The sequence below is a fragment of the Arachnia propionica genome (genome assembly GCF_900637725.1).
Taxonomy (GTDB): Bacteria; Actinomycetota; Actinomycetes; order Propionibacteriales; family Propionibacteriaceae; genus Arachnia; species Arachnia propionica.
The window spans coordinates 2,408,766-2,431,588 of the sequence record NZ_LR134406.1; the positions used below are offsets into that span (position 1 = coordinate 2,408,766).

A 22,823-nucleotide genomic window follows, 5' to 3' on the forward strand; every position below is an offset into this window, starting at 1 on the left:
TGGCTATATCATGCCTGCTCTGTCTCCTTATGGTGCTCCGGGGTCAGATGGTGCTGCCGGACCGTGGCAGTCACATGTCAAGGAGTCGCCCCAGAACGTGCAGGAAGGTGGCAGGAAAACCCAGCAGGGAGTGGATCGTCTGATGCAGCGCTTCCGCGACGGTAAAAACACCACCACCGGCACCGGCGGAAGTACCAGCAGTGGGAGCATGGCAGGTGGCAGCAGTGGCGCAGCCACGGGAGCTAGTGGAAGCTTGGCTGGCGGAAATGCGACAGGTGCCAGCGGAGGCGCTGCTACAGGAGCTGGCAGTGGCGCAGCTGCTGGAGGTACGGCTGCGACCGGTGCGGCAGTGGGCCTTGGCGCCGCGGCTGGAGTTGTCGCTGGCGTCGTCATTGCCGCGAAAGTCGGTGCCGATGCTGCCAAGGGAGCTGCCCGGGAGTCGGCTCTTCGTATGAATGCAGCCGTAGGAATCGGGTATGCAACCGACCCCGACACATCTGGGCCGTCGTCCCCGAGACGACATCAAGAAACTCCGCAACAACAGAACGCGGGTTCTTCAGGATCGGTAGAGGGAGAACCGGAACCTTCGTCTCATGATGATGGGGCTGGTGAGGAACCGTCTCACAAGTACGGTCCCAAGTTCTCTAACTACGAGGAGGACATACCAAGACGACAGGAACCATCAGCTTCCCCTCCATTCAGTCGGACTTCGCCCAAACCTGCGGGTCCTCCACCGGGAAATCGTCCACCTGACTCATGGAGGACACCATGAGCATAGGCAACACCTTCCGTCTTGGTGGGGTGACACCGGTGCCGTGGTTAAGCAAAGGTAAAATTGCAATTTTGCTCTTCCTTATCGGGATTGGGGTGATCCTGCTGATCGTCGTTATCCGAACCTCGAACCTGTTCGTGGTCCTGGGATTGGCAATCACTGTCGGCGCCTTCGTTCTGGTGTGGCGTCGTAAAGCCAGCGATGGCAGCACGTGGGTGCTGGGGGTCGGTGAACAGATTCGTTACTGGATTGGGAAACGAGCCCGGTGGGACGATTTCGACCCAGTCCGCGAGGCCCAACCATTTTTGTTGATGGACCCGCTACGACTTCTGGCTGTGCCCGCCAGCGACGGTAGTGAACTAGCAGTCTTGGATTATCCCGAAGCAATGGTATGTGTGTTAGAGATTTCCGGTCATCGGACGGGAGTACAGCCCGCTGATGATTTGGCGAGAGAACAGCGAAAGATGAATGCAGTTCACAAGACGCTGGCCGACCCCAAGGTGGCAATCGATCAGGTTGACTGGTTGACTCTGGTTCGCCCTGAAAATCCCGAGGAAATTGCGATGGGCGTGCAAGTTGCAGATGATCTTCCTGAAACAATCAAGGCAGCTGCTGAGGAGCTTTCATGGATGATAGCCAGTCATACCGAGACTATGTATTCCTATCTGGTGATCAGATTCAACAAGGATCTGCTGTACGAGCGGGTCGCCAAACCGCCATTCAGCGAATTCAGTGGCGCAGAAGCGGCCTATGATGCCGTCAGTATCGTCGCACGAAAACTCGAAACCAACGGGATCTTCGTAAAAGGCGCCCTTGGCCCGGCTGAGGTTTCAGCCCTGATCCGAGCAATCGTTGTTCCTCACCGTAGTCCTTACGATCTCGAAGGCTGCGAAGAAGGGATCTTTGCTTCTTGCCCCAGCTGGATCCGGCAGGACACCATGTTATTCAGCAGCTGCGATGATCGCTCCTGGTGGCACGCCTCCGCCAGCTTTGGTCTCTTTGATTGGCCCCTCTCGCCGGTCCGAGGGCGATGGCTTGAACCACTTGTATTCGGTGTCGGTTTGGGTCCTCGCACTGTAGTTTCTCAAGTCAAAATTATCCGCCGTCACAAGGCGCGTGAGTTCGCGAAGGATCAATTGACTACGGCCGCTTCAGAACGCCTAAAAAATGATGAGTCCGGAAAGGTCGATGCTGGTGAGGCATGGTCCCAGGAGACTGTTGCTACAGAAGTTGCCCAAGACATAGTGTTGAACGGTCAAGTCGGGATCATCCCGGCTGTCCGGATTATGATCTCGGCGAACTCCCCGCGTGGTGTAAAGAATGCAATGGCAGATGTTGCATCTATAGCCGATGACAGCATGAACGCCGAAGGAATCACCATGGATGACACTCGCCCCGGGGTTGGGCTGTTGCACTGTCTCCCGCTTGGAATGGAGGTTCCCAGCCGATGACAACTACGCTCACCCCTTCGTCGTCTACTGCCAAACTTGAAATGACTTCTTCAAAAAAGAGAAGGTTTCGGAGGCAAAAGAAAACTACGAAAACCGTTCCATCAAAACCAATTTCCAAGTTGTTCTCGCGTGCTGGGGATAGTTTCGGAATATGGTGGCGGCGAATTTGGTACAGATTTGGCAGAGGGTCGGCAATGCGTTTGTTGGTCAAGACCTTTGGGTGGCACTATCCTGCGGTGAAAGGAACATTTGCCTCCTCCAAGCAAACACCTGCTTTGATGACCGTGCTCACAAATACTGACTTGGACTATCATGGTGATCCCCTTGGGGTCAATCTGTGGACGAATCAGGCAATTCTGGAGAGTGCTTGGACGTTGTACAGTGATGGTTGGATTAACTCCCCAAACCAGTGTATCCTCGGTGCCCTCGGAACAGCCAAGTCCACGTATGTAAAAACGATTCTGCTTCGGTCGATGATGCACGGTGGCCGAGCGGTGGTATTCGATCGGAAGCGCCAAGCCCAGAATGGGCGCACCCAAGGCGAGTATGTAAAATTAGCTGACACGATTGGCGGAACCACGATCCGATTCCATCAAGCTCGCGATCAAGGCACACGCATCAACATCCTCGACCCGGCTATCGTGCAGATGACCACTGCCGGTAGCGATTCCCTGCTCGGGCAGGATCGACTTCTGATTATGGTGGCCGAAGCGGCTTTGGAGACGAAACTGACCTCGGAACAACGCCACGCCTTGAAAGTTGCGCATCAATCCGCTCTTGACGCAGCCGACCTCAAGAGACGTGTTCCAGTCCTTGCCGACGTGATTCACGCCCTACAGAATCCCTGCACGACAGGAGTCAAGGGTGTTGACCTAGACAGACTGCGAGAATGGGGGCTACCCGTGGTTCTCGGCCTGATGCGCTACATCGACGGTGATCTCGCGGGCCTGATCGACGGTGAGACAACAGGTCCTGGCGGCGAACCGGTTGATTTCGCCTCACGACTTTTGGTATTCGACACTTCTGCTTTGGAATACGGCTCCACCGCGCTCGGACTCATGATGACCGTCACGACAGCATTCCTGCTATCTGTGTGGGTCAACATGCCAGGCGAAAAGAGTCTGGTTATCGAAGAAGCCTACTCGGCCGACGGCATCGGGGTTGTTCCAGCGATGCTCAGAGATTTGGCCAAACGAACCCGAGGAGTCGGTGCTTCCATGATATCGGTGTTCCACCACGTCTCCGATGTGCCAGTGGATTCCCCGCTACGTTCGCTGATCACTGAATCGGAGTTGGTCTCCATATTTCGGCAGGACAAGGGAGCAGATGTCGACGCGGCCGTTGAACTGCTCAGTTTGGATCCCAGCACTCGGCAGCTTATCCAGGAACTTCCCCGAGGAGTCCATCTGAGGAAACGAGGCCCCAAGCTACCGCTCGTCGTAGCCGAATTGACCCGAACTAACCTCGATCGTTACATCACTTTTACTGACGACGCATACGTCGTGAACAACTAGTAGGAGCCGGTTATGTTTCCATTCGGGTTATCTCTAACAACCTTGCTGTTGATCATGGGAGGGATTCTTCTCGGTGTCGTGGCGCTGGGAGTTCTGCTGGGCGTTCTACTCCCTTCCTTCGGGGTTCCAAGAGCAGCCGCGAAGAACTTGGATGAGCAGCGCACCAAATCAGCGAACTGGGCTAGATATAAGGACGTGAAGAAAGATTTGGCATCCCCGTCAGAGCCTGATCCTCGTCGTCTTCCTTTGTGCCGTCTCAACGGCAAGTCTTTGAGCAATCGCCCCTATCGGTCGATACAGGTGATCGCTCCCTCCGGCGCCGGTAAGACTCCACGGGTCGTGGTACCTGCTGTGCTCGGACATTTTGGTCCGGCTGTGATCACATCCATCAAAGGTGACGTGCTGGAACTTACCCGTGCAGCCCGTGCCGCGCAAGGGAAAATATGGGTGTTCGACCCTTCCTGTTCGCTGGGACCAACCGCGAGATGGTCGCCTTTGGGTCATATCAGAACATGGGCTGATGCTCTGGATGCGGCCAGATGGATTCAAGAATCCAGCAAGGCTAACTCTGGCACCGGGGGAATTCAGGATCATGCGTTCTGGGATGCTCAGGCACGGTTCCTCCTAGCTCCTCTGATGTATATGACAGCGCTCGCAGGTAATACCATGGGAGACGTAGCCGATCTGGTTGTGGGCGGCCAAGAAACCGAGGATTTCATTACCAAACAACTACAGAATTTCCCCGAATCCGGTCCTAGAACATACTGGGCCAGATTCATGGGTCTTGAGAACAAAACTAAGTCCTCAGTGCTGATCACTGCCGCCACTGTTCTTGAATGCTGGACTCATCCCAAAATTGCTGAGGCTGTCAACGTGCCAGTCGGTGACCGAAACATTCTGAATCTGGATGACTTCCTTGCAGGAAACAACACTTTGTACTTGGTGGCACCGGCCACTGCGCAAGCGCAATTTACTCCTATATACGAATCCCTCATCAACGCTATCACTATGCGTGTTGAACAGGAGTACAGTCGCCGCGGAAGCATCGCACTCAACCCGCCCCTTCTGCTGGCCTTGGATGAAGCAGCCAACATCGCCCCTCTACGAAGGCTCGATTATTTGGCTAGCGCGGGTGCAGGTCAAGGCATCATGGTTTTGTCTATATGGCAAGACGAAGGCCAGCAAATAGAAATCTACGGTCAGGCAAAAGCCCGCACCATCAGCGCCAACCACTACGCCAAGATTTATTTGTCCGGTATTCAGGATCATCAGACCTTGAGTAACTTGTCAGAACAGATCGGTCGCGCTGTCATGCAACAAACTTCCACATCCAGATATCGAGATGGAACCTCAACCACCACCAGCTACCAAGAGCTCGCCGTAGCCCCGCCTTCTTGGATCCGCCAGCTGGCTCTCGGCAAGGCGATCATAATTCTCGGTCACTATCCTCCTATTCTTGGAGAAGTAACTGCATGGTATGAGGACAAAAACATGAGGAACCTCATCCCTGACGAGGTTGCAGAACGTTTCGACCGAGCCTTCGGTACCTTCCCTAAGAAGAAACTTAAAAAGTCCTTAACGTCGAACGCCTCTCCGGGCACCCAGGTTTCATTTCCTTCGGTCCAATCTTCTTCGATGGGAAATGATTCTTCACCGGGAGTCATGCCGACATACGGCAATTTCGGGCCGAGGAAGAAAGGGGTCAATGCCGGGCTGTCGGACCCTGCGAACTCTCCGAAGTTGCCGACGCAGCAACAGCGAGATGAATCAGCTCAGGGCTGGTTTGTGAATGACTACCGAAAAAATCTGAACGGATAAGAGGTCTCCGTGGAAGCAGAGGAATTTGAAGAACTGCTATTGAAGATCGCAAACGCCATTTCCGAGCTGAATGACAGGATTACCGCGCTAGAGGCGCACCCTTGGAGGACGTGGCCTGCTCCCGGTGAGGAGTTCACCGCATGGGTTGATCAGTGGTTGATTCCCACGTTCCAGATGGGCTCTCTCTTGGAGGGCTGGCAAAAACAGCCCGCAGTGACCTCAGAATTGGCTGCGCTGTTTGGCGGTTATCAGGAAATGACAGGGCCCAGGGCAACGGGATGGGATGCTTTGGCTTGGCATCAGCACCGGCTCAACGTTGAACAGAACATTAAAGAGTTCTTGGGGAGAACTCGTAACCATTTGAACACCTCGGCTTGGGGAAATAGCTAATCCTGAAATGCGTGGAAGCGGAGTCCCATTACGACATCTTTTGAGGTGTCGAAGTTTTGGGCTGTACACAGCGCCGACAGCACTCAAGCACTTTATCGTTCTATTTGGTTTTGTGGATGGTTTCGGGCACGGTTTCTGGTTGGCTGGCTATGGGATCTGGTCAGCGTGGCGTGGGGTTTTGTTGGTGTGGCTGGTTCGGGGAATGCCGCCGCCAGTATGTTCTTGACCTGGCTGATTCTGTCGGTGTTGTCTGGTTGTGTTGGCGTGGTGGTGGGTTGTGGAGGATCGTGCGAGAGGTGGGGATATTTGTTTCGTATTTCCTCTGCAAGGGTGTCTAGGTCCGCCCGGGTGTGGTGGGAAACCTGTTTCTTGTGTTCTTCCGGGTCGAAAACGATTTTTGTTTTCCCGCGTCTGATGCGGGAAGCGAGCCGGGGACTGTCACAGAGAACCACTCGCACGTTCAAGTAATGATGTCCCTTCCCGGCTTTCTGGGCCTCGCGGGCTTTTTCGTCGAGGCGGGTGAGTCCTGCTTTGTGTTGGCCGCCGATGGAGGAGTTGACCGACGAGTTGCCCCAGACGATTTCGCCGGTGGCGAGTTGGTGGGTGCCTCGGAGGGACTGATCGGGTTCATGCAATGCCGCCAAGGCCTGCACCGCCTCAACAGCCTTCTCCTCAGCCTCGTTCGGGTCAAACCTGTACTCATCCACAAGCCTGTCAACGATTGCATCTTGAAGGTTGTCTCGGTCTGTTTCGATTGCTGATGAGTTTGGTGCGCGTTTTTGGGTGTTGTAGAGGTTGCGTCCTTTGAGGTATTCGTCCACTGTGAGGTAGGACAGGGCTTCGTATTGACGGCTGAGTTGACGGGCGAACTCCGCGGGGTGTTGCGAGGCTTCGGTTCCGGAACGACCGGTGTGATACACCACCCGCACCGGTTCCGTTTCGTCGTGCGGCAGCACAGGCGGTGGGGTGGTGTGGTTGGTTTGTGCACCGGGGAGGGGCTCACCCCAGCGAGCTGCTGCGATCGATTGCCGTTCTTGTGGGGTGGGGGTGAGCCACACCAAGACCTGGCGCCCGTCATCGGTGGGGGTGGGATGGAAACCATCGGTGGCCACCAAGCCCGGGCCGGTTCCGTATATCACGGATGTTGCTGTCGTTTTTGGGGCTGCGACAGCCCGCACCGGCTCCTGCCCCGGAATCTGTGTCTGTGTGTGGGGGTCGGTCATGGCAGTATCTCTTGATCACTGCCCAGGCTCGGTGGGAGGCTGGTTGTCCTGGGTGACGATTTGTTCGACAAGTGCATCACCAAAGGAAGCCATCAAATCGGGTCGCATCTCCGGCTGAGTGCTTTGCCCCAGAAACGCCACATGCGCTACCGCAGGTTCCTTGGCGAGAAGTGACGCGTCCAGGCGGCCCGCCAGGCAGTAGGCCGGTACCAGGGCGAACACTTCGCCTGGGCCGAGAGACCCGAACTTCTTGAATCCCTCATCAGCCAACCGTCGTCTTGAGACATCATCCCGGGCACTGTCCTTCGTCACGGACAGTAGGCGACTGCAGCCCATTCGTTCCCGCATTACCGGATCCAGCATGTTCCGATGAGAAGCGGAATCCGGATACAAAAACCCGAACACTGAGATGATCTTCAGTGCGGGTCCGGAGATCTCTCCCCACAAGCGCATGCTGCCCATGGGGGTACGGGTGATGCACCACCATTGCTGATCCGGGAACGGCAACTCCAGACCCTCCAACCACGACTCCACCGCTGGTGCCCACTCCAGGGGGTTTGTGATCCAATGCCTGCCGTTGGCGATGCCGTCGAAGCCGACGGTACGCCAGATCTGGAGGATCGAGGCCGGGAATATTCCTTCGAAGTGTTCCAGCACCTCCGGGGAGGCTGCTTCCCCCACTCCCAGTGGGCCACCCCGATACCCGAAATACGCCTCCATCTGCTCTTCCACCCAGCCCGGGTCACACCGTAGCTCATCCATGACCACACATTACCCGAAGTATCACATGTTTCGTAGGTGGTGACGAAAACAGGTTTAATCGAACACCTGAGGTAAAATCTGTATTATGTCCACACCGAAGTACAGTGAAGAGTTCAAACAGCAGGTCGTGTTGGAGATCGTTGAGAAGTGCTACCCGATGGCGTGCCAAATCCTCCATGCTGCTCCGGTGGATCGGTTTTCGCGTCACCGCAACACGGCGAACTTCTCCTCGCTGCGCAGGATCAGGTATTGGTCTTCCTGCTGGATGTAGGTGTAGCCGTCGAAGGCCTGTTTCCACAACATCTCCGACTGGCCGGGTTTGATCGCCACCAGCTGCACGCCCTCGCCCCTGTCGTCGGAGGCTATGACGTTTCCTTCCGCCGTGCGGAACACCACCCGGCCGAACGCCACCGAGTACTTCTCCAACTCGATTTTTCCCGTGCCCATGTCAGCGACGCCCACGTACATCTCCTGCGATTCCGCCAGCAACACCACCGGCTGTCCCTCGTGATCGAAGATGGTCGGGTAACCGTTGCCCCAGTTCTGCCCCCATTGCACATCCCCGGTGCGGGGGTCGAGGCGTTCGACCATTTTACCCTGCCGTGAACCGACGAGCAGGGCGTCCTTGAAGACGTGGAGCGGCCCGCCGGAATCCGGTTTCTGCCAGATCTGGTTGCCTGCCGAGTCGTAGGCGGTCAGGCGAGTGTTGTTGTGCTCGGAAGCGACGACGGTCCCGCCGATGCGCACGAAACCCGCCGAATCGCTGTACCAGGAGGGTGCGCTGCCGTCGGTCAGGGACATGGACTTGAAGCAGCTGATCTCGGCCCCGAACTCGTTGATCCAGCAGAGATCGGCGAATCCGTCACGTTCCTTGACCATGAACGCACCCTCCTGCGGTTCGATGAAGAGCTCAGTCGTCCACTCGGCGGCACCCGAGCCGGCGATGTCCGGGATGCGGCTGATCCTCACCTTGCCGATGATCTCCTCGTCCAGTTCGTAGCGGTAGACGGCCCTCGTGTCGCTTCCCACGATCGATCCATTGCCCAGGTCGAGTTCACGCACGAATCCCCCGTCCGAGGCCCGGTGCACCAGGAACCGGTTCTTCCCGGCAGCATCCGTGACGACCAGCCCGAACAGCCCGCCGGGCAGTTTGGTGTTGAACTGTATGCTCACCGCGCCACCGATCCGCTCGCCGATGTCAACCGACCAGCGCTCCGAACCGTCGGCCCAGGCAAGCAGTTTGAGCCGTGTTTCCCCATTGGCCACGTTTGGGGCCAGCAGCAGCCCTTCCGCCACACCCCCGACGCCCCCGCCCTGGCTCTGGCCCTCCCATGCGACCTGAGGGGCCTGGTCGAGCCCGGCGACGGGTTTGATGACTTCCCCGTTCCCGCTGCCCTGCGAGAGATACCACCAGGTCCCGAATCCGGCGGCGGCCACCAGCACGGCCGCCAGCACGAGGATCAGGGCCGTTCGTGCCCTGTTCGGGCCACGCGGTGGTAGCGGTTGCTCTGCCTGCCCCGGAACCGGTTCGCCCGGGGATCGCGGGGACGCCACGGAATGCTCGGCGGGACTAGGAACGAACCCCGACAGCGGCGCGATCATGTCCGGTCCCGGGCCAAGGTGCCCGTCGGGTGGGGTGTGCTGTTCGCTCATACAGACTCCTCACTGATCCGGTAGCCCCATTCTTACGCACCCGGAGCTGCGCGAAGGAGGTTTTCCGGAGTCAGTTCCGGAAGGCTCCGCCCCGCTCGGCGCGCTGTCGTCGTTTTGGTCATGCGCAGATTTTTCGGTAGCCGAACCTAACCAAATCGGTGGTTTTGTGATCATGAGAGGTTAGTCTCTCTGGCATGGAACTCACTGGAGAACTCAAAGAAGCATTCAACGCTCAGGTCACCATGGAGCTGAAGGCTGCTGTCGTGTACCGGCAGCTTTCCATCGACATGGATGCCCTCGATCTGCCGGGCATCGCGGGCTGGTTCAAGGCCCAGTCCGCCGAGGAAGAGGTGCACGCGGACAAGTTCATCACCCACATGCTGGATCGCGACGCCACCCCGCTGCTCGGCGCCATCAAGGCCCAGACCAAGCACGTCACCACGGTCCTCGAGGCCTTCGAAGCCGCCCTCGCCCACGAGAAGAAGGTGTCCGAGGCCATCCGTAGCCTCTACCGCCTCGCCAACTCCACCGACGACATCGACGCCCTGCCACTGCTGAACTGGTTCATCGACGAGCAGATCGAGGAGGAATCCACGGTCTCCACGATCATCAGTCGGATCAAACTGATCGGCAATGACGGCAACGGCATCCTCCGCCTCGACGAGGAACTCGGCGCGCGGGGCACCGCAGCAGAATGACCCAATAGGTGGGCGGGGTACCCCCGCCCACCTGTCCCCCGCCTATTCGGTGATGAGGGCGTAGGCGGAGATGCGTTTGACCCGCGCAGACGCGCCCCAAGCCACCAGCGTCCCAAGCAGGACGACACCGACCGCCACTACCAGAATCATCCACGGCTCGACGCCGAGTTCCACCTTGCGGAACCCCACCCCTGCCAGCAACGCCCCGAAACCAGGCGCGAGGGCGAACCAGCCGGCGACCCCTCCGAGAGTTGCGCCGAGCAGCAACGGCGGGAGCAGTCCGGCCAGAATCTGGCGCCGCAACTGGCGAGACGCGAACCCGAGGGCTTTGAGCACTCCGAAGTCGCGCGCCTGCTGACGGATCTGGGTGGTGATGACAACCCCGGTGACGAGCGCCGTCGTCGCCACGGTGAGGGTGACGATGGTCGCGATGAGGCCGAGCATCATGTCCGAGTACGGGCGGCTCTCTGTCTCCATCGCCTGCTTCATGTCTCCGACCGACCCACTGGGCGTTAGTGCCTCGGCCTGGCTGCGAAGTTCACCCGACGACTGGCCGGGCCGCCCGAACACCCACAGCCCTGTCGGCCGGTGCTCGGGAACTATACGTCGGACGCCGTCGTAGGTCAGGTCCGCGAACATCCCCAACCGCCGCGATCCCTGCAGCAGCCCGACGACGAGGAAGTCCTGGCTTTGGCCTTGGAAGTCGACTGCAATGGTGTCGCCGATCCCTGCGCCCGTGAGGTCTGCCACCCGGGGACCGATGGCGATCTCGTTGTCGTGGCGCGGCTCACGGCCCTCGTAGGCTGAAGAGGACAAGACATCGAAATCCTGGACTGCTCTGCCGGCGATCTGCCTACCGGAGATGGTCAGCGTTAAGGAATCGTGGCGGTAGGCCTTCTCGACCCCGGGAAGTTGCCGTATCTTCTCGAGCGTGGCGCCGACATCCTCGGAGTGCATGCGTTCGACGGTTACATCGGCATAGTCACCGACCAGAAAATGCGCGAGGTTCGGCTGGATCCTGACCATGCCGACCGCGAAGCTCGCGAACACCAGCACCAAGGCGAGCACCATCGTTGTGGCGGCGGCGCGGCCGGGGTGAACGAGCGAGTGGCCGAGCCCCAAGCGTTCCGGCACCGCTCCCCGGGCGCGATCGAGCGGAAAGGGCTGAGCTCTGAAGTCGTGGGCTTCGAGGCCACCCCGCAAGGCGACCACCGGGCTGAGGGAACGCACCCGGAGCGCCGCGAGCCCGGCGGCCAGGGCGATGGGCGCCAGCAGCACGGCGGCGGAGACGAGGCCCACGAACGGGTTGAGGCCCGGGCTCCACACCACCGCACCTTGCTGGGAGAGCTGCCAGCTCAGGGCCGGCAGGACCGAGTAGCTCAGCGTGATCCCGGCCAGCGCGGCCGCTGCCCCGCCCAGGACGTACGGCAGGGCGACGGAGGCGATGATCCGGCCGGTGCGATAGCCGAATGCCTTGAGCGCACCGATGGCGGTGGAATCCTGCGAGATTGCCTCGGCTATGAGGGTCCGCAGGACAATGACCACGACGAGCAGCAGGACCGCGGCGAAGGCGAGGAGTGACAGCGCGAACACGCCGGGGCCGAGTCCCCCGCCCGTGCGTAGGAGCGCGACGCTGGCCGAGGACAGCTGCACATCCTGGCCGGCGGACGCGCGTACCGCGGCCTCCGTATCGGCCAGGACCTTGTCGGCATCGACGTCGGCGATAACATTCGCCGAGGTCAAGGTGATCTGGTTCGTCCACCCGGTGACGTCGACGCCCGGGTTGGTGACGAACAGCATGACCCCAAAGGAGCGGCCGGCGAAGTGGGTGGCCTCGAGGTAGCCCTGGACGTGGAAAGTGTGGTCCTGGCCGTCGGCGCGAATCGTGATCGTTTCGCCCAGGGGGTAGTCGGAGGCGAGCGTGAAGGGGATCACGATGCCGTCGTCGAAGGTCGTCTCGGCACGCGCGGTAACGCGGTACTGGTTGCGGCTCCAGTCCTGGTCCGGCGTGAACAGGAACAGACTCGACAGGTCGGTGCCGCCAACCTTGACACTCGACCAGCGTCCCCGGAGCCCTTGGACGTCGACCTCCGTCACGCGCTCGTCGGCGCGCAGCGTCTCGGCGACTGGGCTCCTCGGGAGGGGGTCCAGGACGATCAGATCGGTGGTTCCAAGCTCCTGCGCGCGGCGGTCGAAGTTGGAGTTGTATCCCGTTGCAACGATCATCGCCAGGTTCGCTACGGCCGCGGCGAGCAGCGTGAGGATCCCGAGCGTGACGAGGCGGCCCCAGTGCCGCTTGAGGTTGCGGCGGATCAGGATGGCGGTCGCCACGCTCACCACCCCATCTCTTCAAGAAAGTGCTGCAACCTTTCGCGTCTGCCCGAATCCTTGCGGTCGAAGCGACCGAGTTTGAGATCCCCGGCGATCACCCCGTCGCGCAGGTAGAGGATACGGCTGCCGCGCAGCGCTGACCGAACATCGTGGGTGACCATGAGGATGCACTGACCGCCGGCATGGAGATCACTGAGGAGGTCGAGGACGGCGTCGCTTGCCTCGGAGTTCAACTGACCGGTGGGTTCGTCGGCGAACAGCACCCGCGGCTCGCGGATCAGGGCCCGGACGATGCCGGCGCGTTGCGCCTCACCGCCGGACAGAGTCGTAGCGGCGGCGACCCGGGTTCGCTCGGGCAGACCGACCCGGTCGAACAGTTCACCGGCCCGTTCCACGATCTCCCGGCGGCGCCGAGAGCCGAGCAGCCCGACCGCCAAGACGTTGTCGCTGACCGACAGCGAGTCGAGGAGATAGACCTGCTGAAACACGAAACCGCAGTGGTCGAGCCGGAACCTTGCCAACTTGTCTTCGGACATTTTCTCGATGTTCTGGCCGTCGAAGACGATCCGGCCGAGGCTCGGCCGGTCCATGCCCGACAGGGCGTACAGCAGCGTCGACTTGCCGGCACCGGAGGGCCCCATCACGACCGTGAAGTCGGCACCGTCGATCTCCAGATCGATGTTCTTCAACACATGGTGCTGCGACCCTTTTCGGGAGAACGTCTTCGACAGCTTCTCGGTGGTGATCAGACTCGCCATGTCCTTGACGCTACGGCCCAGGGCCCTGAAAGGTCCTTGCCGATTTCTTAAACCTTTCTGAACTGGCGGGCCACCAAGCAATCCCGCGCCGTTTCGTTGATCCGGCACGCGACGCCTCATTCACCTGGCGCCGCGTATCGGGAAGAAGACGAGAAGAGGACGGGCGCCAGGAGGCGGCTACGGCAGTAACATCGGGCGCGGATCGGCTAGGCCAGGGGCAGGGTGAGCTGGGCGACGAAGCCAGCGCAGCCATCGGCGTTGGCCAGGGTCAGGTCGCCCCCCATGCGCTCGGCCAGCCAGGCCGAGGTGTACAACCCAAGGCCCGACCCCGGGATGCCGGCCGCGTTGGAGCCTCGGAAGCGCTTCACCACCAGGCTTGCGACCTCCTCGTCGCGCACGCCGGGACCGGCGTCTGTCAGACGCAGCCACCACGACTCGGCCGTGGTGCCGGAGTCTACGACGACCCGCGTACCCGCGTACTTGGCCGCGTTGCCCAGGAGGTTGTCGAGGATCTGGGCAAGGCGCTTCGGGTCGGCGAAGACGATCGCCTCAGCCAGCTGGAACGGCTCGAGCGCCCCAGTCGCGTCGGCCGCACGAAGCAGACTCACGATGTGCGGCGTCGGCAATTCCTCGGGGACGACGGGCAGCGCGTCCAGGCGGTCGTCACTGGCGGCGCTGAGCTCGTCGATGAGGGAGTCGACGAGCCGGGCCCGCTCGGCGATCGCGTCGAGCCGCTGCTGCTGGACCGCGTCACCCTCTTTGAGCGCGAGCAGCTCTGCATTGGCCAGGATCGTGGCGACGGGGGTTCGAAGGTCGTGGCTCAGCTGGGCGACCAAGTCGCGTTTGGACTCCTCCGCCTTGGCAGCGGCCTCGCGGGCGGCCGCGAGTTCAGTGCGCATCAGGTCGAAGGAGCTTGTGAAGGCCCCGAAGGCCTGCCCACGATCCACTCTGAGAGGCGCATCCAGCCGGCCCGCACCGACGTCGGCGGCAAACTGCTCCAGGCGCCGGAAGGGTCGCAGCAGCCTCGCCCACGCCCAAGCGGCCCAGGCGGCGGCACCCACCCCGGCCAGCCCCAACACACCGGCCCCGAGACGTCGCGCACTCCCCCAGGCCGTCGCCCATTGCTGCTGCTGCCCGGAGCCCAGCCACGCACGACCCACGACACGGCCATCAACCACGATGTCGAACCCGAACGCTCCCCGCCGGGCGGCCTCGAGGTCGGCGACGATCGGGTCGCCGCTGCTTGCCACCACGCTGCCGCCCGCGACGATCGTCCAATCACCGGGGTAGGTGGCCTCGATGCGGGGCCAGGTCGCACGCACCTGGGCGAGGAAGTCGTTGGCCTCCACGACGTCGAACCGCGGCGCAGCAGGCGCCGGGGCCAGCCACACCGCGACCGCCCCAAGCAGCAGTACCGCGGGAGCCACGAGCAGGGCGACGAAACGCCTCACCGGCCGCCCTCAAAGACGTAGCCACGCCCCCACACCGTCTTGACGTAGCGGGGGTCGGCCGGATCCGGCTCGATGTGGGTGCGCAGACGACGCACGTGCACGCTGAGCGTGGCATCGCCGGTCAGCGGCGAGTCCCAGACCGCGGTAAACAGTTCCTCCTTCGGTACGACCCGCCCACGATTCGCCACGAGGTGCCGAAGCAGCCGGTGCTCCATCGCCGTCAGCTTTATCTCGACCCCATCAACGAAGACCCGGTCGGCGTCGTCGTCAACCACCAGCCAGTCGTCGCGAAAACCCCGCGGCTGTCCCAGCCGGTCCAGCATGCGGCGAACCTTGGCCAGCAGCACCGCCAGGGAGACGGGCTTGCGCACGTAATCATCACCCCCGAGCCCCAGGGCAAGGATCTGGTCGTCGTCGCTGCCCCGGGCCGACAGGAACAGGATCGGTACGTCGCTTTTTGCCCGCATTGCGCGGCACACCTCGAAACCGTTCACATCCGGCAGGTTCACATCGAGCACGACCAGCTTCGGCGGGCGCGCGTCGAACGCAGCCAACGCGGAGGCGCCGTCGACGACGTACTCGGCTTCAAGCCCGAACGCCTGCAGGTATGTTGCGATGGCATCGGCCAGCTCAGCTTCGTCGTCGACGATCAACACGCCCATGGGCTGATCGTAACCGCCGCTGGAAGCGGAAAGGCCCGCCCCAACCGGGACGGGCCACTTCCTGGCGAATCACTTGGCGCGTTCGATGATCTCGACCAGGCGCCAGCGCTTCTGCGCCGACAACGGACGGGTCTCCATGACGCGAACGCGATCGCCGATGCCGGCGGTGTTGTCCTCGTCGTGGACCTTGATGCGCGACGACTTGGTCATGACCTTGCCGTAGAGCGGGTGCTTCACGCGATCCTCGACCAGGACGACGATGGTCTTGTCCATCTTGTCCGAGACGACGACGCCCTGCATCACCTTGCGGCGGCCGCGCTGTTGGGTGGTGGTTTCAGACATGCTCACTTCTCCTGGATCGCGGGCTCATCGACGATGCCGAGGTTGCGTTCCTGCAACACGGTGTAGACGCGGGCGATGTCCTTGCGGACCTCGCGAAGCCGCCCGTGCGACTCCAGCTGCCCCGTGGCGGCGGCGAACCGGAGGCCGAACAGCTCCTCCTTCAGCTCCACCACCTTGGCGTTGAGCTGTTCGCGGGACAGGCCGCGCAGCTCGTTGGCGGTCAGGGCCTTGCTCATCAGATCTCACCTGCTTCGCGTTTGATGAAACGGGCCTTGAAGGGCAGCTTGTGGATGGCGAGGCGCATCGCCTCACGGGCCACGTCCTCACCCACGCCGGAAAGCTCGAAGAGCACCCGGCCGGGCTTGACGTTGGCCACCCACCACTCGGGCGAACCCTTGCCGGAACCCATGCGGGTCTCGGCCGGCTTCTTGGTCAGGGGACGGTCCGGGTAGACGTTGATCCAGACCTTGCCGCCACGCTTGATGTGACGGGTCATGGCGATACGAGCGGCCTCGATCTGACGGTTCGTCAGGTAGGAGGACTCGAGCGCCTGGATGCCGTACTCACCGAAGGCGAGCTTCGTGGCGCCCTTGGCAACACCGTCACGCTTCGGGTGGTGCTGCTTGCGGAACTTGACGCGACGAGGAATCAGCATGGCTCACGCTCCTGCGTTCGAGGTTTCGGGAGCAGCCTCGGCCGGGGCCTGGGCTGCTTCGGCGCGACGGCGTCCGCCGCGCTCGGGACGATCTCCACGGCCCTCGCCGCGTCCCGGGCGGCGGCCCGAACGCTGACGACCGGTGGGGGCGGAATTGCGGGCGGCCTTCTGGGCGGCGCGTTCGGCGCGAGTGCCGGTGACATCGCCCTTGTAGATCCACACCTTGACGCCGATCCGCCCGAAGGTGGTGCGGGCCTCGTAGAAGCCGTAATCGATGTCGGCGCGGAGGGTGTGCAGCGGCACCTGGCCGTCACGGTAGCCCTCGGAACGCGACATCTCGGCCCCGCCGAGACGCCCGGAGCACTTGATGCGGATGCCCTTGGCGCCGGCGCGCATCGCCGTCTGCTGGGCCTTGCGCATCGCGCGGCGGAAGGCCACGCGCGCACCCAGCTGCTCGGCGACACCCTGCGCGACGAGCTGGGCGTCGATCTCGGGGTTCTTGACCTCGAGGATGTTCAGCTGCACCTGCTTGCCGGTCAGCTTCTCCAGCTCGGCCCGTACCCGCTCCGCCTCGGCGCCGTTGCGGCCGATGACGATCCCGGGGCGCGCGGCGTGCAGGAAAATGGTGACCCGCTTGGAACGGCGCTCGATCTCGATGGAGGAGATTCCGGCGCGTTCCAGCGACTTGGTCAGGTAGTTGCGGATCTTCACGTCCTCGGCCACGTAGTCCGCGTAGTTCTTCGTCGCGTACCAGCGGGTGATGTGATCCGTGGTGATGCCGAGACGGAAGCCGTTCGGGTTGATCTTCTGCCCCATGCTCAGGCCTCCTTCGACTCTCGGGGTTCAACGACCACAGTGATGTGGGAGCCGCGTTTCAGGATCCGCGAAGCGGAACCCTTGGCGCGGGGACGGATGCGACGCAGGGTCACGCCCTCGTCGACGAATGCCTTGGACACGTACAGGTCCCGGGAGTCCAGGTCCTCGGTGTTCTCGGCGTTGGCGACGGCCGAGGCCACCACCTTGTACACGGGCTCCGAAGCCGCCTGGGGGGCGAACTTCAGGGCGGTGAGTGCCTCGGAGACGTCCATTCCGCGGATCAGATTCACCACACGACGCACCTTCATCGGGCTCATCCGGACGTGACGCGCGATGGCGTAGGAGCCGGGACGATCACCGAGCAGGGCCTCGCGGCGGGCGCTGTTGCCGTTTTCGTTGCTCATCGTTTCGTTAGTCCTATCCTCGCGCGCCTCAGTGGCGACGGGCTTTCTTGTCTTCCTTCACGTGCCCCCGGAAGGTGCGCGTGGGGGCGAACTCGCCCAGCTTGTGACCGATCATGTTCTCGGTGATGAACACCGGAACGTGCTTGCGGCCGTCGTGCACTGCGATGGTGTGGCCCAGCATGTCCGGGACGATCATCGAGCGGCGCGACCAGGTCTTGATGACGTTCTTGGTGCCCTTTTCGTTCTGAGCGTCCACCTTCTTCATCAGGTGGTCGTCGACGAAGGGGCCTTTCTTCAGGCTGCGTGGCATATTTCCTCAGGCTCCCTATCAGCGCTTCTTGCCGGTCTTGCGGCGACGCACGATGAGACGGCTGCTCGCCTTGTTCTTGTCGCGGGTACGGCCCTCGGGCTTGCCCCACGGGGACACCGGGTGGCGACCACCCGAGGTGCGGCCCTCGCCGCCACCGTGCGGGTGGTCGACGGGGTTCATCACGACGCCACGGACGGTCGGGCGGATGCCCTTCCAGCGGTTGCGTCCGGCCTTGCCCCAGTTGATGTTCGACTGCTCGGCGTTGCCGACCGTGCCGATGGTGGCGCGGCAGCGGACGTCGACCATGCGCATCTCACCCGAGGGCATGCGCAGGGTGGCGTACTTACCCTCGCGGGCAACCAGCTGGATTGCCGCACCGGCGGAGCGGCCCAGCTTGGCGCCGCCCCCGGGGCGCAGTTCAACGGCGTGCACCGTGGTGCCGACGGGGATCTGCCGCAGCTCCAGGTTGTTGCCGGGTTTGATGTCGGAACCCGGGCCGGAGACCACGACGGTGCCCTGGGTCAGGCCGTTGGGGGCGATGATGTAGCGCTTCTCGCCGTCGCGGTAGTGCAGCAGCGCGATGCGGGCGGTGCGGTTGGGGTCGTACTCGATGTGGGCGACCTTCGCGGGAACCCCGTCCTTGTCGTAGCGCTTGAAATCGATGATGCGGTAGGCCTGCTTGTGACCGCCGCCGATGTGGCGGGTGGTGATGCGGCCCGAATTGTTGCGGCCACCGGTCTTCGGCTTCGGGACGAGCAGTGACTTCTCCGGGGTCGAACGGGTCAGTTCGACGAAGTCGGAGACGCTGGCGCCGCGGCGACCCGGCGTCGTCGGCTTGTACTTACGGATACCCATGACGAATCAGTCCTTCTTCACTCGCCCTGACCGGCGAAGATGTCGATGCGGTCACCCTCGGCGACGGTCACGATGGCGCGCTTGACATCGACCCTCTTGCCGATGCCGAAGCGGGTGCGACGACGCTTGCCCTGACGGTTCTGGGTGTTGACGGCGATGACGCGAACATCAAAGATCTTCTCGATCGCGATCTTGATCTCGGTCTTGTTGGCGTGGGGCGCCACGATGAACGTGTACTTGTTCTCGTCGAGGAGGTTGTAGCTCTTCTCGCTGACGACGGGGCGCAGGATGACGTCGCGGTGGTCGCGGATCTTCAGTTCGCTCACTTCTCCTCCTCGTTCTCCAAGGCTTCCGCGGAACCGGCGGGTTCGGTGGCCTCGCTCTCGGAGGCGACGGCCTCGGCACCGCGGTGGGTGAAGGCCGCCAGGGCCGCGGATGTGAACACCACCGAATCGGCCACCAGCACGTCGTAGGCGTTGAGCTGGTCGACGGCCAGGACGTGGATGGTCGGAACGTTGCGCAGGCTCAGCCAGGCGACCTCCTCGAACCGGTCGAGAACCACGAGCACCTTCTTCAGCTCACCCAGCTGCTCCAGCGTCTCCAAGGCGGTCCGGGTGGAGGGAACCTCGCCGGAGACCAGCTCGGAGACCACGAAGACCTGGCCGTCACGGGCGCGATCGGACAGGGAGCCACGCAGGGCCGCGACGATCATCTTCTTCGGGGTGCGCTGGGAGTAGTCACGCGGCTTGGGGCCGTGAACGGTGCCACCGCCGGTCCAGATCGGGGAACGCCGCGAACCGTGACGGGCACGGCCGGTGCCCTTCTGGCGCCACGGCTTGCTGCCGCCGCCACGGACCTCGCCGCGGGTCTTGGTGGAGTGCGTGCCCTGGCGGGCAGCGGCAAGCTGGGCCACCACGACCTGATGGATCAAAGGAATGTTGGTCTGGACGTCGAAGATCTCACCGGGCAGCTCGGCCGTACCGGCTTTCTTGCCTCCGGGGGCGTGGACGTCAACGGTGATGGAGCTCATGCCTGTTCACCCTTCTTTGCTGCGCTTCGCACGACGACGAGCGAGCCGTTGTTGCCGGGGACCGCGCCGCGAACCAGCAGCAGGCCGCGTTCGGCGTCGACGGCGTGGATCTTGAGGTTCTGGACGGTCACCTTGGCGTTACCCATGCGACCCGCCATGCGGAGGCCCTTGAACACACGGCCGGGGGTGGAGCAGCCACCGATGGAACCGGGCGCGCGGTGCTTGCGGTGCACACCGTGGGAGCCCTTGAGGCCACCGAAGCCGTGGCGTTTCATCACACCCGCGGTGCCCTTGCCCTTGGTGGTGCCGGTCACGTCGACGACTTCACCGCCGGCGAAGAGCTCGGCGGTCAGCTCTTGACCGAGGGTGAACTCGGACGCGTTGGCGGTACGCAGTTCGAGTAGGTGCCTGCGGGGGGTGACGCCGGCCTTGTCGAAATGCCCCTGGGTCGGTTTGGTGACCTTCCTGGAAGCGATGGCCCCGAAACCGAGCTGGACGGCGTTGTACCCGTCCTTCTCGGGGGTACGGACCTGGGTCACTACGCAGGGCCCGGCCTGGATGACGGTTACGGGGACGACCTTGTTGTTCTCATCCCAGAGCTGGGTCATGCCGAGCTTGGTGCCCAGAATGCCCTTGATGATTCGTTCGCTGTTGCTCATCTCGGACCTCACGGAAGCTTGATTTCGATGTCGACACCGGCCGGAAGGTCGAGGCGCATCAGCAGATCGACGGTCTTCGGCGTGGGGTCGAGGATGTCGATCAGCCGCTTGTGGGTGCGCATCTCGAAATGCTCGCGGCTGTCCTTGTACTTATGGGGCGAACGGATCACACAGAACACGTTCTTCTCGGTCGGCAGCGGCACGGGGCCTGCCACCTTGGCACCGGTGCGAGTCACGGTGTCGACGATCTTGCGCGCCGAGCTGTCGATGACCTCGTGGTCATACGCCCGCAACCGGATGCGGATCTTTTGTCCCGCCACAGTTCGTTCCTTCTACTCGTCCCTGATGGAGTTCTCATGAACTTTTGGGGCCTGGACCCCTCGTCGCCCCGACCCCCGAGGTCGGGAGTGTCGGGCCCGAAGCCGCAAGGAAAGACCTGCCTCCGGCTTCCCAGAGGTCACATCTCGCGCTTGGGCCACCTGCTCGACCTCGACAAGGAGGGCATTCGCCGCACGCGCGACACAAGCCACCCCTTGCGGAGCAACCTGCACATTCTTGCACGCCCTCGGCGACGAGCCAAATCGCCACCGCGCTCAGGACGTGGGGCGGTTCAGGAAGGCGAGTATGGCACGCACCCGGCGGTTCTCGTCGCCGGGTTCGAAACCGAGCTTGGAGAAAATGCTGGAAACGTGTTTCGCCACGGCCGCCCCGGACAGGAAGAGCCGTCCCGCGATCTGGTTGTTGGAGAGCCCTTGGGCCATGAGCTCCATCACCTCGAGTTCTCGCGGGGTGAGTTCCCCCAGCCCGGAACGGGAGGTCTGCATCATGGCTCGCGCCACCTCCGGGTCGATCACCACTCCCCCGCCGACCACCATCCGCAACGCCCCGATGAAGTCCGCAACCTGCGCCACCCGGTCCTTGAGAAGGTATCCGGCCCCGCCCGCCCCGGGTGGAGCCGGGAGGGCGAACAGTTCCTGGGCGTGCAGCGGGGAGACGTACTGACTCAGCACCAGAACCGCCACCCGGGGATGATCCTCCTTGATCCGGATCGCGGCCCGGAGGCCGTCGTTGGTCATGGTGGGCGGCATCCGCACGTCGGTGATGACCACGTCGGGCAGCGCATCACGCCCGGCCAGTTCGGCGACGGTGGCCAGGAGCGCGTCGGCTCGGTGTTCCTGCCCGACGATCTCGTACCCCTGACGTTCCAGGAGCCCGACGAGTCCCTCACGAAGCAGGGCGGAGTCGTCGGCCATCAGCACTGTGGTCATGGAATCACCACCGCGGGTTCGCCTCGGTCCAGGAGGAGAGGAATGGTGGCGGCCAGCTGGGTGGGTCCCCCGGGCGGGGAGGAGATGGTGAGTTCACCGCCCGCGGCCGCCAAGCGTTCCCTCATGCCCGCCAGACCGTGCCCGGAAACTATTCTCGCGCCGCCCGGCCCTCGGTCCACGACGGAGACCCGGAGGTTCCGGTCGGCGGCCAGCAGCACGGTCACATCAGCGCGGGGGGCATACTTGGCGGCGTTTCCGATGGCCTCGCAGGCGAAGAAATAGCCGACCGCCAACACCCCCTCGGGAAGTTCGGGCAGCGGTTGCGGAGCGACGATGCGGACCCGGTTGGCCGCGGTGGCCGCCACCTCCTCGAGCGCCGCAGGGAGACCCTGTTGCCTGAGCAGCTGCGGGTGGATGCCGCGGATCGTCCGGCGAAGCGCCCCCAGGCCCTCCTGAATGGCGGTGTTGGCCTCGGCCAGGAGCTGCGCTGCGACTGGGTCGTTCTCGACCGCTGGGGAGAGCTGCGCCTCCCCCACCTTCATGGCAGCGGCCACGAGGTACTGCTGGGCGCCGTCGTGAAGATCGCGTTCGATGCGACGGCGCTCCACCTCGTAGGCCTCGACGATGACACGCCGCGAAGCGGTGAGCTCGGCGATCCGCTGGGCGGCCTCCTGCTCATGGCTGACCCACCGTTTCCTTCCCCAACGCATGACAAGAATCTATCGTGCGCACCCGCGAATCCCACGATCAAGGGCTGAACCGGTAACTGAACGCTCCTTCTCCGAAGCCGGTTGAGCCAGCACGTGAGCGAAGCGAACGGCTGAGTCGAAACCACTACTGGCACCCGGTGAGTAGAACCCGCCCCCAAGACCCCAGACAAAGTCACCACGGTTTCGACACGACCCACTCGCTGACGCTCGCAGGCCGGCTCAACCAACTTCAAGAAGAACAAAGCCGGTTGAGCCAGCACGTGAGCGAAGCGAACGGCTGAATCGAAACCA

The 22,823-nt window shown here is 62.6% G+C and carries 26 protein-coding genes; 6 read left to right on the forward strand and 20 right to left on the reverse strand.

Annotated features, from left to right (window positions below):
* Nucleotides 1–266: 266 nt before the first annotated feature.
* The 5 genes from EL272_RS15300 to EL272_RS10755 all read left to right on the forward strand — a co-directional run bounded on the left by EL272_RS15300 (nucleotide 267) and on the right by EL272_RS10755 (nucleotide 5,945).
* Nucleotides 267–455 carry a hypothetical protein gene (locus EL272_RS15300; protein WP_159424578.1) on the forward strand — a complete coding sequence of 63 codons (189 nt, stop codon included), beginning with the start codon at nucleotides 267–269 and terminating at the stop codon, nucleotides 453–455.
* Between the two features lie 313 nt (nucleotides 456–768).
* Entirely contained in the window at nucleotides 769–2,223 is a 1,455-nt protein-coding gene (locus EL272_RS10740) for a hypothetical protein (RefSeq protein ID WP_014847238.1), read from the forward strand.
* A 194-nt stretch (nucleotides 2,224–2,417) separates the two neighbouring features.
* A complete protein-coding gene (locus tag EL272_RS10745) occupies nucleotides 2,418–3,737 on the forward strand; it encodes a hypothetical protein (RefSeq protein WP_123824169.1) in 1,320 nt (439 codons plus the stop codon).
* 12 nt (nucleotides 3,738–3,749) lie between these two features.
* Nucleotides 3,750–5,555 (forward strand): type IV secretory system conjugative DNA transfer family protein, encoded by a 1,806-nt coding sequence (locus tag EL272_RS10750; protein WP_014847240.1) that lies wholly within the window; start codon nucleotides 3,750–3,752, stop codon nucleotides 5,553–5,555.
* Between the two features lie 9 nt (nucleotides 5,556–5,564).
* Nucleotides 5,565–5,945 (forward strand): hypothetical protein, encoded by a 381-nt coding sequence (locus tag EL272_RS10755; protein WP_061788457.1) that lies wholly within the window; start codon nucleotides 5,565–5,567, stop codon nucleotides 5,943–5,945.
* 92 nt (nucleotides 5,946–6,037) lie between these two features.
* Here the strand turns inward: EL272_RS10755 and EL272_RS10760 are convergent, their stop codons facing one another.
* The 3 genes from EL272_RS10760 to EL272_RS10770 all read right to left on the reverse strand — a co-directional run bounded on the left by EL272_RS10760 (nucleotide 6,038) and on the right by EL272_RS10770 (nucleotide 9,583).
* Nucleotides 6,038–7,168, reverse strand: a complete 1,131-nt coding sequence (locus EL272_RS10760; protein WP_073970144.1) for a polymorphic toxin type 15 domain-containing protein — start codon at nucleotides 7,166–7,168, stop codon at nucleotides 6,038–6,040.
* Between the two features lie 15 nt (nucleotides 7,169–7,183).
* Nucleotides 7,184–7,888, reverse strand: coding sequence for a GAD-like domain-containing protein (locus tag EL272_RS10765; RefSeq protein ID WP_014847242.1), 705 nt, complete (start codon nucleotides 7,886–7,888; stop codon nucleotides 7,184–7,186).
* Between the two features lie 246 nt (nucleotides 7,889–8,134).
* Nucleotides 8,135–9,583 carry an outer membrane protein assembly factor BamB family protein gene (locus tag EL272_RS10770; RefSeq protein WP_061788455.1) on the reverse strand — a complete coding sequence of 483 codons (1,449 nt, stop codon included), beginning with the start codon at nucleotides 9,581–9,583 and terminating at the stop codon, nucleotides 8,135–8,137.
* Between the two features lie 194 nt (nucleotides 9,584–9,777).
* Here EL272_RS10770 and EL272_RS10775 point away from each other — a divergent pair, with 194 nt between their 5' ends.
* Nucleotides 9,778–10,281 (forward strand): ferritin, encoded by a 504-nt coding sequence (locus EL272_RS10775; RefSeq protein WP_061788454.1) that lies wholly within the window; start codon nucleotides 9,778–9,780, stop codon nucleotides 10,279–10,281.
* A 42-nt stretch (nucleotides 10,282–10,323) separates the two neighbouring features.
* Here EL272_RS10775 and EL272_RS10780 read toward each other — a convergent pair whose 3' ends face one another.
* From EL272_RS10780 to EL272_RS10860, 17 genes are all read right to left on the reverse strand, one after another.
* Nucleotides 10,324–12,612, reverse strand: coding sequence for an ABC transporter permease (locus EL272_RS10780; protein ID WP_126409418.1), 2,289 nt, complete (start codon nucleotides 12,610–12,612; stop codon nucleotides 10,324–10,326).
* 2 nt (nucleotides 12,613–12,614) lie between these two features.
* Nucleotides 12,615–13,370: an ABC transporter ATP-binding protein gene (locus EL272_RS10785; RefSeq protein ID WP_041696616.1), complete on the reverse strand. Its 756-nt coding sequence runs from the start codon at nucleotides 13,368–13,370 to the stop codon at nucleotides 12,615–12,617.
* 206 nt (nucleotides 13,371–13,576) lie between these two features.
* Nucleotides 13,577–14,821: a sensor histidine kinase gene (locus EL272_RS10790; RefSeq protein WP_061788452.1), complete on the reverse strand. Its 1,245-nt coding sequence runs from the start codon at nucleotides 14,819–14,821 to the stop codon at nucleotides 13,577–13,579.
* Nucleotides 14,818–15,483, reverse strand: coding sequence for a response regulator transcription factor (locus EL272_RS10795; RefSeq protein WP_014847248.1), 666 nt, complete (start codon nucleotides 15,481–15,483; stop codon nucleotides 14,818–14,820). The genes EL272_RS10790 and EL272_RS10795 overlap by 4 nt, the downstream gene beginning before the upstream one ends.
* Before the next feature lie 69 nt (nucleotides 15,484–15,552).
* Entirely contained in the window at nucleotides 15,553–15,825 is a 273-nt protein-coding gene (rpsQ, locus tag EL272_RS10800; RefSeq protein WP_014847249.1) for a 30S ribosomal protein S17, read from the reverse strand.
* A gap of 2 nt (nucleotides 15,826–15,827) precedes the next feature.
* Nucleotides 15,828–16,061, reverse strand: a complete 234-nt coding sequence (gene rpmC, locus EL272_RS10805) for a 50S ribosomal protein L29 (protein WP_014847250.1) — start codon at nucleotides 16,059–16,061, stop codon at nucleotides 15,828–15,830.
* On the reverse strand, nucleotides 16,061–16,480 hold the full coding sequence (gene rplP, locus EL272_RS10810) for a 50S ribosomal protein L16 (protein ID WP_014847251.1): 420 nt from the start codon (nucleotides 16,478–16,480) through the stop codon (nucleotides 16,061–16,063). The genes rpmC and rplP overlap by 1 nt, the downstream gene beginning before the upstream one ends.
* A gap of 3 nt (nucleotides 16,481–16,483) precedes the next feature.
* Entirely contained in the window at nucleotides 16,484–17,296 is an 813-nt protein-coding gene (gene rpsC, locus EL272_RS10815; protein ID WP_061788451.1) for a 30S ribosomal protein S3, read from the reverse strand.
* 2 nt (nucleotides 17,297–17,298) lie between these two features.
* Nucleotides 17,299–17,700: a 50S ribosomal protein L22 gene (rplV, locus tag EL272_RS10820; protein WP_014847253.1), complete on the reverse strand. Its 402-nt coding sequence runs from the start codon at nucleotides 17,698–17,700 to the stop codon at nucleotides 17,299–17,301.
* Between the two features lie 28 nt (nucleotides 17,701–17,728).
* A complete protein-coding gene (rpsS, locus tag EL272_RS10825; RefSeq protein ID WP_061788450.1) occupies nucleotides 17,729–18,010 on the reverse strand; it encodes a 30S ribosomal protein S19 in 282 nt (93 codons plus the stop codon).
* An 18-nt stretch (nucleotides 18,011–18,028) separates the two neighbouring features.
* Nucleotides 18,029–18,865: a 50S ribosomal protein L2 gene (gene rplB / locus EL272_RS10830; RefSeq protein WP_014847255.1), complete on the reverse strand. Its 837-nt coding sequence runs from the start codon at nucleotides 18,863–18,865 to the stop codon at nucleotides 18,029–18,031.
* A 17-nt stretch (nucleotides 18,866–18,882) separates the two neighbouring features.
* A complete protein-coding gene (gene rplW / locus EL272_RS10835) occupies nucleotides 18,883–19,191 on the reverse strand; it encodes a 50S ribosomal protein L23 (protein WP_014847256.1) in 309 nt (102 codons plus the stop codon).
* Nucleotides 19,188–19,895, reverse strand: a complete 708-nt coding sequence (gene rplD / locus EL272_RS10840; RefSeq protein WP_014847257.1) for a 50S ribosomal protein L4 — start codon at nucleotides 19,893–19,895, stop codon at nucleotides 19,188–19,190. Before rplD ends, rplW begins: the two co-directional genes overlap by 4 nt.
* A complete protein-coding gene (rplC, locus tag EL272_RS10845; RefSeq protein WP_014847258.1) occupies nucleotides 19,892–20,554 on the reverse strand; it encodes a 50S ribosomal protein L3 in 663 nt (220 codons plus the stop codon). The genes rplD and rplC overlap by 4 nt, the downstream gene beginning before the upstream one ends.
* A gap of 8 nt (nucleotides 20,555–20,562) precedes the next feature.
* Nucleotides 20,563–20,874, reverse strand: coding sequence for a 30S ribosomal protein S10 (gene rpsJ, locus EL272_RS10850; RefSeq protein WP_014847259.1), 312 nt, complete (start codon nucleotides 20,872–20,874; stop codon nucleotides 20,563–20,565).
* A 273-nt stretch (nucleotides 20,875–21,147) separates the two neighbouring features.
* Nucleotides 21,148–21,822, reverse strand: coding sequence for a response regulator transcription factor (locus tag EL272_RS10855; protein ID WP_014847260.1), 675 nt, complete (start codon nucleotides 21,820–21,822; stop codon nucleotides 21,148–21,150).
* Complete coding sequence (locus EL272_RS10860) at nucleotides 21,819–22,532, reverse strand: sensor histidine kinase (protein ID WP_014847261.1); 714 nt, start codon at nucleotides 22,530–22,532, stop codon at nucleotides 21,819–21,821. Before EL272_RS10860 ends, EL272_RS10855 begins: the two co-directional genes overlap by 4 nt.
* Between the last annotated feature and the right edge of the window lie 291 nt (nucleotides 22,533–22,823).

Excerpts from the sequence above, each read along its gene's own strand:
- EL272_RS10750 (WP_014847240.1), top strand. The coding sequence starts at position 3,750 with ATGTTTCCATTCGGGTTATCTCTAACAACCTTGCTGTTGATCATGGGA.
- EL272_RS10795 (WP_014847248.1), bottom strand. The coding sequence starts at position 15,483 with ATGGGCGTGTTGATCGTCGACGACGAAGCTGAGCTGGCCGATGCCATC.
- EL272_RS10765 (WP_014847242.1), bottom strand. The coding sequence starts at position 7,888 with ATGGAGGCGTATTTCGGGTATCGGGGTGGCCCACTGGGAGTGGGGGAA.
- rpsC (WP_061788451.1), bottom strand. The coding sequence starts at position 17,296 with ATGGGGCAGAAGATCAACCCGAACGGCTTCCGTCTCGGCATCACCACG.
- rplC (WP_014847258.1), bottom strand. The coding sequence starts at position 20,554 with ATGAGCAACAGCGAACGAATCATCAAGGGCATTCTGGGCACCAAGCTC.
- EL272_RS10775 (WP_061788454.1), top strand. The coding sequence starts at position 9,778 with ATGGAACTCACTGGAGAACTCAAAGAAGCATTCAACGCTCAGGTCACC.
- rplD (WP_014847257.1), bottom strand. The coding sequence starts at position 19,895 with ATGAGCTCCATCACCGTTGACGTCCACGCCCCCGGAGGCAAGAAAGCC.
- EL272_RS10745 (WP_123824169.1), top strand. The coding sequence starts at position 2,418 with ATGCGTTTGTTGGTCAAGACCTTTGGGTGGCACTATCCTGCGGTGAAA.
- rplB (WP_014847255.1), bottom strand. The coding sequence starts at position 18,865 with ATGGGTATCCGTAAGTACAAGCCGACGACGCCGGGTCGCCGCGGCGCC.
- EL272_RS10740 (WP_014847238.1), top strand. The coding sequence starts at position 769 with ATGAGCATAGGCAACACCTTCCGTCTTGGTGGGGTGACACCGGTGCCG.
- EL272_RS15300 (WP_159424578.1), top strand. The coding sequence starts at position 267 with ATGCGACAGGTGCCAGCGGAGGCGCTGCTACAGGAGCTGGCAGTGGCG.
- EL272_RS10760 (WP_073970144.1), bottom strand. The coding sequence starts at position 7,168 with ATGACCGACCCCCACACACAGACACAGATTCCGGGGCAGGAGCCGGTG.
- EL272_RS10855 (WP_014847260.1), bottom strand. The coding sequence starts at position 21,822 with ATGACCACAGTGCTGATGGCCGACGACTCCGCCCTGCTTCGTGAGGGA.
- EL272_RS10785 (WP_041696616.1), bottom strand. The coding sequence starts at position 13,370 with ATGGCGAGTCTGATCACCACCGAGAAGCTGTCGAAGACGTTCTCCCGA.
- rpsQ (WP_014847249.1), bottom strand. The coding sequence starts at position 15,825 with ATGTCTGAAACCACCACCCAACAGCGCGGCCGCCGCAAGGTGATGCAG.
- rpmC (WP_014847250.1), bottom strand. The coding sequence starts at position 16,061 with ATGAGCAAGGCCCTGACCGCCAACGAGCTGCGCGGCCTGTCCCGCGAA.
- EL272_RS10860 (WP_014847261.1), bottom strand. The coding sequence starts at position 22,532 with ATGCGTTGGGGAAGGAAACGGTGGGTCAGCCATGAGCAGGAGGCCGCC.
- rplP (WP_014847251.1), bottom strand. The coding sequence starts at position 16,480 with ATGCTGATTCCTCGTCGCGTCAAGTTCCGCAAGCAGCACCACCCGAAG.
- rpsS (WP_061788450.1), bottom strand. The coding sequence starts at position 18,010 with ATGCCACGCAGCCTGAAGAAAGGCCCCTTCGTCGACGACCACCTGATG.
- rplV (WP_014847253.1), bottom strand. The coding sequence starts at position 17,700 with ATGAGCAACGAAAACGGCAACAGCGCCCGCCGCGAGGCCCTGCTCGGT.
- EL272_RS10770 (WP_061788455.1), bottom strand. The coding sequence starts at position 9,583 with ATGAGCGAACAGCACACCCCACCCGACGGGCACCTTGGCCCGGGACCG.